Source organism: Streptomyces oryzae (assembly GCF_017676365.1).
In the GTDB taxonomy this organism is placed as follows: domain Bacteria; phylum Actinomycetota; class Actinomycetes; order Streptomycetales; family Streptomycetaceae; genus Streptomyces; species Streptomyces oryzae.
In genome coordinates, this window is the sequence record NZ_JADKMA010000213.1 from 1 (window position 1) to 13,162 (window position 13,162).

Annotated in this window: 12 protein-coding genes and 1 pseudogene; 6 read left to right on the plus strand and 7 right to left on the minus strand. The window is 72.8% G+C overall.

Annotated features, from left to right (window positions below; all coding sequences use genetic code 11):
• Positions 1–132: 132 nt before the first annotated feature.
• Positions 133–315: pseudogene (locus ITI46_RS29340) on the plus strand (ATP-binding protein); the annotation flags it as partial.
• Here ITI46_RS29340 and ITI46_RS29345 read toward each other — a convergent pair.
• Entirely contained in the window at positions 278–517 is a 240-nt protein-coding gene (locus tag ITI46_RS29345) for a DUF397 domain-containing protein (RefSeq protein WP_209242951.1), read from the minus strand. The pseudogene ITI46_RS29340 and the gene ITI46_RS29345 overlap by 38 nt on opposite strands.
• A 199-nt stretch (positions 518–716) precedes the next feature.
• Between ITI46_RS29345 and ITI46_RS29350 the strand changes: the two genes are divergently transcribed.
• Complete coding sequence (locus ITI46_RS29350) at positions 717–2,627, plus strand: ABC transporter ATP-binding protein (protein WP_209242952.1); 1,911 nt, start codon at positions 717–719, stop codon at positions 2,625–2,627.
• Between the two features lie 156 nt (positions 2,628–2,783).
• Positions 2,784–3,920, plus strand: coding sequence for a rod shape-determining protein (locus tag ITI46_RS29355; RefSeq protein ID WP_209242953.1), 1,137 nt, complete (start codon positions 2,784–2,786; stop codon positions 3,918–3,920).
• Between the two features lie 33 nt (positions 3,921–3,953).
• Here ITI46_RS29355 and ITI46_RS29360 read toward each other — a convergent pair whose 3' ends face one another.
• Positions 3,954–4,424, minus strand: a complete 471-nt coding sequence (locus ITI46_RS29360) for a Crp/Fnr family transcriptional regulator (RefSeq protein WP_209242954.1) — start codon at positions 4,422–4,424, stop codon at positions 3,954–3,956.
• A gap of 114 nt (positions 4,425–4,538) precedes the next feature.
• On the opposite strand from ITI46_RS29360, the gene ITI46_RS29365 reads away from it, so the two are divergent.
• Positions 4,539–4,775, plus strand: a complete 237-nt coding sequence (locus ITI46_RS29365; RefSeq protein ID WP_209242955.1) for a DUF2277 domain-containing protein — start codon at positions 4,539–4,541, stop codon at positions 4,773–4,775.
• 27 nt (positions 4,776–4,802) lie between these two features.
• On the opposite strand, the gene ITI46_RS29370 is transcribed toward ITI46_RS29365, so the two are convergent.
• Together ITI46_RS29370 and ITI46_RS29375 are read right to left on the minus strand one after the other, a co-directional pair.
• A complete protein-coding gene (locus ITI46_RS29370) occupies positions 4,803–5,381 on the minus strand; it encodes a MarR family winged helix-turn-helix transcriptional regulator (RefSeq protein WP_209242956.1) in 579 nt (192 codons plus the stop codon).
• A 66-nt stretch (positions 5,382–5,447) separates the two neighbouring features.
• Positions 5,448–6,707, minus strand: a complete 1,260-nt coding sequence (locus ITI46_RS29375) for a S1 family peptidase (RefSeq protein ID WP_209242957.1) — start codon at positions 6,705–6,707, stop codon at positions 5,448–5,450.
• Positions 6,708–6,879: 172 nt separating this feature from the next.
• On the opposite strand from ITI46_RS29375, the gene ITI46_RS29380 reads away from it, so the two are divergent.
• Entirely contained in the window at positions 6,880–8,205 is a 1,326-nt protein-coding gene (locus ITI46_RS29380; RefSeq protein WP_209242958.1) for an ANTAR domain-containing protein, read from the plus strand.
• Between the two features lie 142 nt (positions 8,206–8,347).
• A complete protein-coding gene (locus tag ITI46_RS29385) occupies positions 8,348–9,118 on the plus strand; it encodes a carbonic anhydrase (RefSeq protein ID WP_209242959.1) in 771 nt (256 codons plus the stop codon).
• Between the two features lies 1 nt (position 9,119).
• Here ITI46_RS29385 and ITI46_RS29390 read toward each other — a convergent pair whose 3' ends face one another.
• The 3 genes from ITI46_RS29390 to ITI46_RS29400 all read right to left on the minus strand — a co-directional run bounded on the left by ITI46_RS29390 (position 9,120) and on the right by ITI46_RS29400 (position 13,111).
• Complete coding sequence (locus tag ITI46_RS29390) at positions 9,120–9,821, minus strand: response regulator (RefSeq protein ID WP_209242960.1); 702 nt, start codon at positions 9,819–9,821, stop codon at positions 9,120–9,122.
• Positions 9,818–11,485 (minus strand): sensor histidine kinase, encoded by a 1,668-nt coding sequence (locus tag ITI46_RS29395; protein WP_209242961.1) that lies wholly within the window; start codon positions 11,483–11,485, stop codon positions 9,818–9,820. Before ITI46_RS29395 ends, ITI46_RS29390 begins: the two co-directional genes overlap by 4 nt.
• Positions 11,486–11,632: 147 nt before the next feature.
• Positions 11,633–13,111, minus strand: a complete 1,479-nt coding sequence (locus ITI46_RS29400) for a CitMHS family transporter (RefSeq protein WP_209242962.1) — start codon at positions 13,109–13,111, stop codon at positions 11,633–11,635.
• Positions 13,112–13,162 lie beyond the last annotated feature (51 nt).

The following is a 13,162-nucleotide window of genomic DNA, read 5'->3' on the forward strand; positions in this document are numbered from 1 at the left end:
GGGGGTCACGGGGGAAACGGGGGTCACGGGGGCGCCGTGCAAGCCGTAGACGCGTTCGACGCGTTGGGCGCCCTGGACACCGAGGATTTCCAGGAGTTCTCCGAGGATTTCCCGGGGTTCGGGGTGCCCGGCTTCACGGCGGAGTCGGGCCGCGGACTGTGCCTGGTCGACTCCTTCAGCGACAACTGGGGCTGGCATCCACTGTCGGGCCCGCTCGCCGGGAAGATCGTCTGGGCGCTGTTCCGGGTCGGCCGCGAGGCCCGGGAGGGGTCGATCGTCAGTGGGCCACCAGGTCGTCGAACTCGCCGGCCTTGACGCCGAGCAGCAGCGCCGCCACCTCAGCGGGGGTGTAGACGAGCGCGGGCCCGTCGGGGAAGCGCGAGTTGCGCATGGCGATGTCCCCGTTGGGCAGCTTGGCGAACTCGACGCAGGCGCCCTGGGAGTTGCTGAACCGGCTCTTTCGCCACACGACCCCCTGGAGGTCCCTGGCGGCCATGCCGTTGAACGCGTCGGGCACTTGGATCTCCTGAGGTGTCGAACGTGCGGGTCGCCGAGCAGACGGGCCGCAGGGCCCTCATCTGCCAACTTCCCGGGATCATAACTTCGTTCACGTACTGATGCATGTGCCGATGCACGTGCACGACCCGCCGTCGTGAGCTCATCACAGCCGGTCAGACCCTTGACTTGAAGTTCTCTTCAAGTTCTAGCTTCCCGGTATGAGCATGGAGATGACCGCCTGGCACGCGCTCTACAACGCGCGCCACGCCCACCAGGACCAGCACCCCTTCTCCGCGGCCACGGTCCGCCGTGTCGTCCGCTTCGCGCACCGCCACCACCGCAAGCTGGTCGCGTTCATGCTGTTCAGCAGCGTGCTCGCGGTCCTCACCGTGGCCACGCCGCTGCTCGCCGGGCGGGTGATGAACGCGATCGACCGGGGCGCCCCCAGCAGCACCGTGCTGGTACTCGCCGGGCTGATCGCGGCCATCGCGCTGGCGGAGGCCGGGGTCGGCCTTCTGACCCGCTGGCTGTCCGCGCGCATCGGGGAGGGCCTCATCCTCGATCTGCGTACGGCCGTCTACGACCATGTGCAGCGGATGCCGGTGGCCTTCTTCACCCGCACCCGTACGGGAGCTTTGGTCAGCCGGCTCAACAACGATGTCATCGGTGCCCAGCGCGCCTTCTCCTCCACCCTCTCGGAGGTGTTCAGCAACCTCGTCACGCTGCTGCTGACCCTCGTGGTGATGTTCAACCTCTCCTGGCGGATCACCCTGCTCACCCTGGTACTGCTGCCGCTGTTCGTGCTGCCGGCGCGGCGGATGGGCGCCCGGCTCGCCCGGCTGGAGCGGGAACGGGCCGACCACAACGCGCAGATGAGCACCCAGATGACGGAGCGCTTCTCCGCACCGGGCGCCACCCTGGTCAAGCTGTTCGGCCGCCCTGCCGAGGAGTCGGCCGAGTTCGCGGCCCGCGCCGACCGCGTACGGGACATCGGGGTGCGCACCGCGATGGTGCAGGAGGTCTTCTTCACGGCGCTCACCCTGATGGCAGCCCTGGCGCTCGCCCTCGTCTACGGGCTCGGCGGCTTCTACGCACTGCGCGGCAGCCTCGACCCGGGCGCCGTCGTCTCCCTCGCGCTGCTGCTCACCCGCCTCTACGCGCCGCTGACCGCGCTGGCCAGCGCCCGGGTGGAGGTGATGAGCGCGCTGGTCAGCTTCCAGCGGGTCTTCGAGGTGCTCGACCTCAGGCCGCTGATCGAGGAGAAGGCCGACGCCGAGGAGGTACCCGCCGGGCCCGTCTCCGTCGAGTTCGACGACGTCCACTTCAGCTACCCCTCTCCCGACAAGGTCTCCCTCGCATCCCTGGAGGAGGTCGCCACGCTCGACACCCGGGGCGGCGAGGAGGTGCTGCACGGCATCTCCTTCCGCGCCGGGCCAGGAGAGATGATCGCCCTCGTGGGCTCCTCGGGCGCGGGCAAATCCACTCTCGCCTCGCTGGTCCCCCGGCTCTACGACGTGGACAGCGGCGCCGTACGGCTGGCCGGCAAGGACGTCCGCGACCTGAGCGCGGCGGCGGTCAGGCAGACGCTCGGCATGGTCACCCAGGACGGCCACCTCTTCCACGACACCATCCGCGCCAACCTGCTGCTGCCGCGTCCCGAGGCCACCGACGAGGAGCTGTGGTCCGCGCTGCGCAGGGCCCGCCTCGACGGACTCGTCGCCGCCCTCCCCGACGGCCTGGACACCCTGGTCGGCGAGCGCGGCTACCGGCTCTCCGGCGGCGAGCGGCAGCGGCTGACCATCGCGCGGCTGCTGCTGGCCAGGCCCCGCGTCGTACTGCTGGACGAGGCCACGGCGCACCTGGACTCCACCTCGGAGGCCGCCGTGCAGGAAGCGCTCGGTGAGGCGCTGCAAGGCCGTACCTCCCTGGTGATCGCGCACCGGCTGTCCACCGTGCGGGCCGCCGACCAGATCCTCGTACTGGAAGAGGGCCGGATCGTCGAGCGCGGCACCCACGAGGAGCTGCTGGCCGCCGGCGGACGGTACGAGCAGCTCTACCGGACGCAGTTTGCGGGCGAGGGGGCGGTCGCGCCGTTCCCCGCGCCCCTTACGGGGCGCACGCGCCCCTGATCGGCCGAGTTGGCCGAGGGGGCGTCACCCCGGCGGACCCGCCCGGCGAGCGCGAGGTCACGGACCGGCACAGGCTGAGCGTGGACCGTCCCTCGGCACCGTCCCTGGGGCGGTCCACTGGTCCACGCCAGATGCTCCCGGAAGGACACGAGCGCCATGAGCTGCTCCAGCCTTGAGTCCCTGACCCGCTGCTCCGTCGCCGTCGACCTGGGAGCGGCCAGGACCCGCATCTACGCCAAGGGGGCGGGGCTCATCGTCGACCAGCCGTCGGTCGTCGCCATGAACACCCACTCGGGCACACTGATCGCAGTCGGCCAGGCAGCGGAGCGGATGGACGGGCGCACCCCGCAGCACATTCAGGTCATCAGGCCCGTCTCGGGCGGCCATGTGGTGGACATCGACATGGCCAGGCGGATGGTACGGGCGCTGATCGGCGACAAGCTGCGCCGCTTCAAGCGGCGCCGGACGATGAAGCAGGCCGTGGCCACCGTCCCGCACGACGCCGACCCGCTGACCTGCCGCGCCGTGATCGAGACGCTGAACGGAGTGGGCGCGCGCCACGTCGAGCTGGTGGAGGCCCCCATCGCCGCCGCGATCGGCTGCGGGCTGCCCGTGGTACGCCCCGAGGGGGCCATGGTGCTGCTGTGCGGGACGACCACCACGCAGGTCGCGGTGGTCTCGCTGGGCGCCGTCGTGGCGGCGGGGACGGTGGCGCTGGGCGGGGACACCATCCAGCACTCCGTCGTGCAGTATCTGCGCAACCGGCACGAGCTGCTGCTGCCCAGCCAGGAGGTGCGCCCGCTCCATCTGGCGCTGCTCGGCAACGGCGTCGGCGGCGGCTCCGGGGGGCCCGTGGAGGTGCAGGGCCGCGATGTGGTCTCCGGGCTCGCCCGCACCGTCACCATCGACCCCGAGGAGGTGCGCGGCGCCATCCCGGACCCGCTCACCGGGCTGCTGGACGCGATCCGCGTCGTGCTGCACCGCTGCCCGCCCGACCTGGTGGCCGACCTCGCCGAGCGCGGCATGGTGCTGGCGGGCGGCACGGCGCTGCTGCCCGGCCTCGCCGACCAGCTGCGGGAGCACACGGGGATGGCCGTACAGGTGGCCGCTGAGCCGGATCTGTGCGCCGTTCACGGGCTCGCCGCGCTGATGCGGGCCGGGGTCTCGGCTGCTGAGGCGGTGCCGGTGCCGGAGGATTCTGCGGCTGCGCAGGAGGAGAGGGAGGTCGTCGGGGTTCCGGCCGCCGGCCCGGTGGGGGGCGCGGAGGCGTTGCCGGAGCAGGAGGCGGGGTAGGTCAGGCGGTCGTGCCCCGCGCCCCTTCGGGGCTCAGATCGGGCCCTGGGCGCGGTCGTGGGGGGCGTAGGGGCCGAAGAGGTCGACCAGCCGGGCGCGGCAGCGCTGGAGCCTGTCGCCCATCACCGCCGCAACCGTCCTGGTCATCGCCAGGCCCAGCGCCTTGTCCTCCTCGCACAGCACCCGCACCGAGAGTGCGTCGAACTCCAGGGCGCGCACCGGGCTGTCCGCCTGAGCGGCGAGCGACCACACATACGGCTGGAACATCCAGGACCAGCCGAGCAGTTCCCCGTGCCGGACGTGGTCGATGGCCACGTCACGGTGGCCGGGTATGTGCATGGCCAGCGTCGCCGAGCCGGTATGCAGGATCCAGAAGCGGTCGGCCTTCGAGCCCTCCTCGAAGATCCGTTCTCCGGCTTCGAAGCGCACTTCGTGGCCCAGGGAACGCAACCGCTCCCGCTGCTCCGGAGTCAGTTCGCCGAGCAGCCCCGTCGTGGTCTGCATGGCCCGCCTCCCTTCCGGGAACGGAGCGATATCTCCGCACGTCACGGCCTTTTCACCGTACCTCGCCTCACTCGAACAGGCGAGTGCTGGCTGACGGGACGTACCGTCGGCAGTATGTGCAGAAGCATCCGGACCCTGCGTCCGCCCTACGCCGATGTCGTCACCGAGCAGGACGTGCGGGCCGCCGCGCTCCAGTACGTCCGCAAGGTGTCGGGGTTCCGCGCCCCGGCCGGGCACAATCAGGCGGCCTTCGACCTGGCCGTCGAGCGGATCGCGGCGGCGACCGAGGAGCTGCTGGAGAGCTTGGTGATCAAGGGGGCGGCGGCCTCAGGAGCCGACAGCGCCCCCTGAGGCGCGGCGGGCGGGGACCCGGCCGGGTCAGTGCCGGGAGCCCGCTCCCTCCCGGTTCTCCAGCAGCCGCAACAGCTCGCCCAGCATCCGGGAGAGCCCGTCGCGCTGCTCCTCGCCCAGCCCGGCGAGCAGTGAGCGCTCGTACGCGACCTGTTCCGGCATGATCCGGTCCACCAGCTCACGCCCGTGCGCGGTCAGCGACAGATGGGCCATGCGGCGGTCCCGCGCGTCCGGGCGCCGCTCGACCAGGCCCCGCTCCTCCAGGGTGCGCACCCGCTTGGTGACGGCGGTGCCGGAGGCGTAGGTCTCCCGGGCCAGCCGGCCCGGGGTGAGCTCCTGGTCCTCGCGGCGCAGGGCGCTGAGGATGTCGAACTCCGGGCGCGAGAAGCCCTCGCGGGCCAGCGGCGCGTCCGACGCCTGCCGCAGCAGCGCCGCGCACCTGGTGAGGCGGCCGATCACCCCGATCGGCTCGGTGTCCAGGTCGGGCAGCACCTGCCGCCACTGGCCCAGGACCCGCGCGACGACATCCTCCTCGGCCGGCCGGCCGTTCGACTCGTTCCCTTCCGCTCTGTCGGCTCTTTCGCCGGGTGCGCCTTCCGCCGGCACGCACTGCCCCTCTCGCCGAGCTGGTCTCCCGTACACCGCCCAATTCTGCCGCCCGGTCCGCCGCCCTCAGGCGCCGCCCCACCGGGACGGGCCGCGGTTCCGGTCGGTGACGAGGGTGAGGCCGTACGCCCTGAGCGCCGGGTTGACCGGGGAGAAGAAGGTGGTGCCGCCGGAGGTGCAGTCGCCGGTCCCTCCCGAGGTCATGCCCTGGGCCTGGCTGCCGGAGAGGAACGGGCCGCCCGAGTCGCCCGGCTCGGAGCACACGGTGGTGCGTGCCATCCCGTGGACGGTGCCCTGCGGGTAGGTGACGGTGGCGTCGCGCTGCTGGATGGTGCCGCAGTGCCAGCCACTGGTGGAGCCGGAACGGCACACGGACGAGCCCTCCAGTGCCTCGGTGGAACCGGTCACCGGCACCTCGCCGTTGCCGTAGCCGTTGACCAGCGGGCGCGGCCTCCAGTGCGCGTTCGTCGCCACCCAGGCGTGGTCGCTGCCGGGGAACGCCGAGCCCCGGAAGGTGCCCTGCGCCTGCCGGTCGTACCCGGAGGTGGTGGTGCCCGGGGTGCCGCAGTGGCCCGCGGTCAGGAATCCGCCCTGCACGCGTCGGCCTCCCTTGGTGACGGAGAAGCCGAGGGAACAGCGGCCGCTGCCGTCCATGTAGTACACGTCGCCACCGCGCAGGTCGGCGAACGGGCGGGGTTCGGCGGTGGTGTGGCGCACCGTCACCGCGTCCCGGCCGACGCCGGCCCGCTGCAGCAGCGCGTACGCGGCGGAGTCGCTGCGGGCCTCGACGACGATGTCGTTGCGGGCGATGTCGGCGTACCACACGGGTACGCCCACGGGGGCCGAGCGGGCCGCGGCACGGTCGAGCGCCCGCTGCACGCCGCGGAGCTCGCCGAGGCTCCGGGTGACGACACGTGCGGTGGCGCCCGCCCGGGTGATGCGGTCCTTCCGTGCCGCGTCCGTGGTCGCCACCGTCAGCTGCTCGGCCGTACGCCCGCTGACCCGGGCTCCGGCGAAGCTGTCGCCGAGCGCGGTGCGCAGCGTGGTGGCGGTGGCGGCAGCCGCGGACTCGTTGCCGAGCCGGGTCCTGGCCTCCGCCGTGCTGAGGCCGAGGTCGCGGCTCACGCCCCGGAGCAGCACGGAGTCGGGTTCGGCAGGCGTGGGCGCGGAGTGGGGAGCGGCAGCGGCGGGTGCGGGGGCGCTCAGTGCCGGCAGTGCGAGGCCGGCGACGGCCAGTGCGGCGACGGCTGCTGCGGCGCCGGGCCGCCGTGCGACCAGGGGTCCGGCGGGAAAGGAGCGGGGGCCGGAACTCGTGGGTCTCGCCATGGAGTTCTCCTCGGTGGGGAACTCCCACTCTCCCCTTGCCGTGGCGTCACGGCGTGAACCCTCGCCCGAGTGTCACCGGTGTCGGCCGGGACGGTACCGAACTGCCGTGCAGTTGTGAGGATGAGTACCGTTGTCGTACTGCAAATATTGCGGGGGAGGAAGAAGGCGCTGTATGGGCGGTTCGGGCGGCCTTGGCTTCGCTCGGGTGGAAGTGGTGCGGCTGCCGGGCGGTGACGGCTTGTGGGTGGTGCGTGCGGAGGGCCCGTTGGAGGGCCCGGAGCACGCCGCACTGGAAGCAGCCACGCGGCCGGCTGCGGGCTGCACTGCGGTGGTGATCGACCTGGCGCTGGTCCCGCGCGTCTCAGCGGCGGGCGTTCGTGCGCTGGTCGGCTGTGCTCGCACCCTGGAAGAGCGCGGCAGCCGGCTTCTGCTCGCCACGGCCGACGCGACGGGCGGCGAGGTGCTGGCCACGGAGGGCGCCCTGACCGTCGTACGTTCCGTCGCCGAGGCGGCCACCGCGTGCGGTGGCCCGGGCCTGGCGGGGCCGGGGCCGGGGCCGGAGATTCCGTCGCCGAGGCGGCCGGAGCAAGCGGGCGCTCCGGGCCTCCCGGGCCGGGGGACCCTTGCCGGGCATACTGAACGGTCGGTATGTGCGGGGAGCACCACGACGAGGAGTCCGGCGGTGTCGGCCCCGCCCGAGGAACTGCTCCGCCTGCGCACAGAAGTCCGCCATCTGCGGGCCAAGGCCCGCACCCATCCGCTGATCTCCCGCGCCCAGGGCGTGCTGGAGGAGCGCTACCGGCTGCCCGACGACAGCGCGGCGTTCGCGCTGCTGGAGGCCAGTTCGCAGCGGTTCAACGTACGGCTGCGTACGCTCGCCGCCGCCGTCGTGACCATCCCGGCCCCGCGCACCCTGGACGGCGAGTGGTTCCCCGGCAGGAAGCGGCTCTCCGCTCCCCCGCTGGCCTTCGCGCCCGGGCTGCGGGCGGCCTCCGCGAACGCGACGGAGGTGCTCTCCGCCGTCCTGCGGCGCAGCATGGAGGTCGCCGAGACCGGCATGGGCAATGTGCAGCTCGTCGATCCCGTCACCGGCGACCTGCGGATCGAGAAGCACCACGGGCTGGACGACGACTTCCTGGAGTTCTTCGACCGGGTCGGCAAGGACGGCACCTCCTGCGCACAGGCTTCGCAGCAGGTCACCCGGGTCACGGTGACGGACGTGGCCACCGACACGGTCTTCGACGAGCCCTCCAGAGCGGCGATCCTGGCAGCGGGCAGCCGTGGCTGCCACAGCACTCCCCTGGTCGTGCCCTCGGGCCAGGTCGAGGGCGTGGTCTCCACCCACCACGAGCGCCCGGTCCGCGCCCTGTCCGCCTCCCAGGCCCGCGCCCTGGACGAGGTGGGCTCCCAGACCGGGCGCTGGCTGGAGTGGTACCACCGCACCGTGGTCCTGGACGCCCTGGAAGACCTCCACTTCGCGGGCAGCACCTGGCGCTGACCGTATGAGACTCGCGGCCTGCGGCAAGGACAGCCCCAGGAATCGCCAAGAAATGCCCAGGACTTGATCAGGAGTCGCCAACGCCCGTCCATGATTCAGCAATCCCAACGAAGGGGCGTCGAGGCGCAGATACGTTTCCTCCGTGAATTTCGCCCCAATATCTCCCAGATCTGCAGGCTCGGAGCGGACGGCACCCGCGCGCCGGTCCCTCCTCCGCACCGCGCTCACCGGGACCGCGGCCCTCGGCGCCGGCCTTGCCGTCAGTGGTTCCCCAGCAGCCGCAGCAGCCCCCACACCCCCGCTTCGCAAGCGGCCCGCCACTGCCGAGGAGGCCCTGCGGGAGCTGGCGGCGGGCAACCGGCGCTGGTGCCACTACCGGGAACGGCATCCGGACGAGACGCCCGCCGTCCGGCAGGCGCTGACCACCGGTCAGCACCCCTTCGCCCTGGTGCTCGGCTGCATCGACTCCCGGGTGCCTCCGGAACTGGTCTTCGACCAGGGCCTCGGCGACTTGATGACCGTTCGCAGCGCGGGACAGGTCCTCGACGAGGCCGTGCTCGGCAGCCTCGCGTACGGAGTGCTCGAACTGGACATCCCGCTGCTCATGGTGCTCGGCCACCAGTCGTGCGGTGCCGTGACGGCCGCGGTGCGGGCGGAGGAGTCGGGGGACGAACTTCCCGCCCACATCCAGTACGTGGCCGATCAGATCGCCCCTGCCATCGACCACGAGAAGGAGGGCGACGCGCGTATCGCCGCGACGATCGACGCCAACGTACGGCTGATCCGTTCGCGGCTCGCCGCGGAGCCCGATCTCGCCGCGAAGGTGGATTCGGGCGCGCTGACCATCGTCGGTGCCCGCTACGAACTGACCACCCAGCGGGTGCACCGCGTCAGCCGCCGGTCGGGACGGTGACTCAGTCCAGCGGGCCGTGCCAGTGGTAGAGGTGGACCGGGCGGCCGGTTTCGCCGTGTTTGAGGCGGTGGCGGACCAGGCCGGCGCCCTCCAGGAGTTTCAGGTAGCGCTGGGCGGTCTGTCGGCTGAGGCCGGCGCGGGTGGCGACTTCCTGGGCCGAGAGGGGGGCGGCGGCGTTGTGCAGGACCTCGCGTACCAGGTCGGCGGTGAGGACCGAGTGGCCCTTGGGCAGCGTTTCCGTACCGCCGGGCGGGGTCGCGGCGCCGAAGATGCGGTCCACCGTTTCCTGGGTGGCGGCGGCGCGGGGTGAGGTGGCCAGTTCGCGGCGGAGGGCTGCGTAGCTGTCGAGCTTGCCGCGCAGATGGGCGAAGGTGAACGGCTTCACCACGTACTGCAGGGCGCCGTGGCGTTGCGCCGCGCGGACGGTCTTGGTGTCGCGGGCCGCGGTCACCATGATGGCCTCGGTCTCGATGCCGAGGCTGTGCAGCCGGCGCAGGAGGGCCAGCCCCGACTCGTCCGGCAAGTAGTGGTCGAGCAGGACGAGATCGACGGGGTGCCGGCGCAGGAAGAGCAGGGCCTCGGCGGCGCTGTGTGCGGTGCCGGCGACGTGGAAGCCGGCGACCTTCGACACGTAAGCGGCGTTGATCCGGGCCACGTTGGGGTCGTCGTCCACGACGAGCACGTCGATCGGTGCCGCGGTCATGTGAGGGCGTCCGTCCGCGCGGGTTCGGCTTCCGCGGGTGCGCCGGTGGCCGCGGTCAGCGCGTCCGGCAGGACGACGCGGAACTCGGCGCCGCCCGCGTCCGAGGCGCCGACGCGGACCTCGCCGCCCGCGCGCTCCGCGAAGCGCCGTACGAGGGCGAGGCCCAGACCGAGGTGGGGGTTGCCTTCCTCGTCGTCGGCGGACGCGGCCTTGGTGGACCAGCCCTCCTCGAAGACCTGTTCCCGGTGCTCGGGAGGGATGCCGGGGCCGGTGTCGCGTACGGCGAGACGCACGCTGCGGTCCTCCTCGCCCCGCAGCTCCACTTCGACCGCCGGCTCCGCGCTGCCCGCCGCCGCGTCCAGCGCGTTGTCCACCAGGTTGCCGACGACCGTGACCAGGCCGCTCGGGTCGACCAGGCGGTCCGGGAGGAGCGAGTCGGGGGCGAGGCGCAGCGCGACGCCGCGCTCGGCGGCCACCGCGGCCTTGCCGACGAGCAGCGCCGAGACCAGGGGGTCGTGCACCCGCTCGGTGACCTCCTCGGCCGTCGCGTGGTGCACGCCGAGCGCGTCCGTGACGAACTGTGCGGCCTCCTCGTGCAGGCCCAGTTCCAGCAGGCCGAGCAGGGTGTGCAGCCGGTTGGCGTGCTCGTGGTCCTGGGCGCGCAGGGCGTCCAGGAGGCCGCGGGTGCCTTCGAGTTCGCGGCCGAGGCGTTCCAGCTCGGTGCGGTCCCGCAGGGTGGCGACGGCGCCGCCGTCCGCGGTGGGCATCCGGTTGGCGACCAGTACGCGGGTGCCGCGCACGGTGACCAGGTCGCGGCCGCTCACCCGGCCTGCGAGCACGTCCGCCGTACGTCCCGGGCCCAGCGCCTCGGTCACCGGGCGGCCGAGCGCTTCGGGCCCGAGGCCGAGGAGGCGCTGGGCCTCGTCGTTGACCAGCCGCACCCTGCCGCCCGCGTCCAGCGCGACCACGCCCTCGGCGAGGCCGTGCAGCATGGCCTCGCGCTCGGCCAGCAGGGCGGAGATGTCGGAGAAGGCGAGCGCGTGGGTACGCCGTCGCAGCCGCCGGGCCAGCAGATACGCGGCCAGCGCGCCGACGGCCAGCGCCCCGCCCGCGTACGTCAACAGCCTGGGGACGAGCGCCAGCAGCCCTTCGCGGACGTTGGCGTAGTCGATTCCGACCGAGACCGCGCCGACGACCCGCCCGTCGGCGTCCCGCAGCGGGGCCTTGCCGCGTGCGGTGCGGCCGAGGGTGCCCTCGTCGATCTGGGTGACCTCGTGTCCGGCCAGCGCAGGTCCCGGGTCGGTGGAGACGTGGTGCCCGAGCGCCGAGGGCGACGGGTGGGACCAGCGGATGCCGCGCTCGTCCATGATCACCACGTACTCGGCGCCCGTGGCGTGCCGGATGCGCTCCGCCTCGGCCTGTAGGGGCCCGCCGGGGGAGGGCCGGCCGGCGCCCTGGCCCGCGGCGGTCAGCTCGGCGGCCAGCCCCGGCCGCGCCGCCGTGGTCTGCGCGATCGCGAGGGCGCGGCGCATGGCCTGCCGGTCCAGCTGGTCGCTCAGCGGCGCCAGGAACAGCCCGCTGACCAGCGCCGTCACGCCGACGACGAGCGCGAGCTGCGCCGCCAGCACATGGGAGGAGACGCGGCGCGGCGGCCTGACTCGCATCGCCCCGCCTCCTCTCGGCTGCTGACTCGCACTCTCTCCGAACCCGCCCGGAATCCCCCATTCCGGCCAACTCTTCCCAGGAAGGGTAGGGGACCGCCGCGGTCGGCTGTCCAGAGTGAGCCCGGCCACCCGGCCCCCGACGACCGGCTACACGATCCCGAAGAGCAGCCCCGCGCCGAGCACCACCAGCGACGTCAGCACCGCCCACTTGATCGTGAACCTGGTGTGCTCCCCGAACTCCACCTTCGCCATACCGACCAGTACGTATACGGCCGGGACCAGCGGGCTCGACATGTGCAGCGGCTGGCCGACGAGCGAGGCGCGGGCGATCTCCAGCGAGCTGACCCCGTGCGCGGCCCCGGCCTCGGAGAGGATCGGCACGATGCCGAAGTAGAAGCCGTCGTTCGACATTAGATACGTAAACGGGATGCTCAGGATGCCGGTCACCACCGCCATGTGCGGCCCGAGCGCGTCGGGGATCGCGTGCACCACGCTGCGGGCCATCTCCTCCACCATGCCCGTGCCGGTCAGTACGCCGGTGAAGACGGCGGCCGCGAAGACCATGCCGGACACGTTGAGCACGTTCTCGGCGTGCGCGGCGATCCGGGCCTTCTGGTCGGCCATGTCCCGGAAGTTGACGGTCAGCGCGACCGCGGCGCCCAGCAGGAACAGCACCGGGATGGGGAGCAGCTGGGCGATCAGCAGCACGAGGAGGGCGACGGTCAGCGCCGCGTTGAACCAGTACAGCTTCGGGCGGAGGGTGAGGCGGTTCGGGTCCAGCACGGCGGACTCGGGGCCGGAGTCGGCGTTGCCGTCGGCGCCGTCCGCGCCCCCGTTGCCGCCAGTCTCCGCATTGCCGTCCGCGCCCGCGCCGCCCGACCGGGATGCCGCAGCACCGGACCGGGCCTGGCCGCCCTTGCCGCCGCCGGCGCCCACCAGCACCGTCTCCGCCTCGCGCTCCTCCACGTCCGTACCGGCGTCGCCGCCGACGCCCGCGCCCGCGAAGGTCAGCGTGCCGAGGCGGCGCCGCTCCCGCAGGCCGAGGGCGTAGGAAAGCACGAGGACGGCGAGCAGTCCGACGGCCAGCGCCGGGATCATCGGGACGAAGATCTCGCCCGCGTCCAGGTGCAGCGCGGTGGCGGCCCGCGCGGTGGGCCCGCCCCAGGGCAGGGTGTTCATGACGCCGTTGGCCGTGGCGGCGACGCCGGTCAGCACGACCACGCTCATGCCCAGCCGCCGGTAGAGGGGCAGCATCGCGGAGACGGTGATCATGAACGTCGTCGAGCCGTCACCGTCCAGCGAGACGATCGCGGCGAGCACGGCCGTCCCCACCACGATCCGCAGCGGGTCCGCCTTGCAGAACCGCAGGATGGCCCGCACGACCGGGTCGAAGAGGCCGACGTCGATCATCACGCCGAAGTAGATGATCGCGAACATCAGCATGGCGGCGGTGGGCGCGAGGTCACCGACGCCGTCGAGTACGTACTCCCCCAGGTGCGCCCCCTGGCCGACCAGCACGCAGAACAGCGCGGGGATGAGCACCAGCGCGGCTATGGGGGACAACTTCTTGGTCATGATCAGCGCCAGGAAGGTAGCGATCATGACAAAGCCGAGGATCGTCAGCATGGAAACCCAATCTCTCGCCCGCCGCGACGCGACGGGGGACCCGCCCGGAAC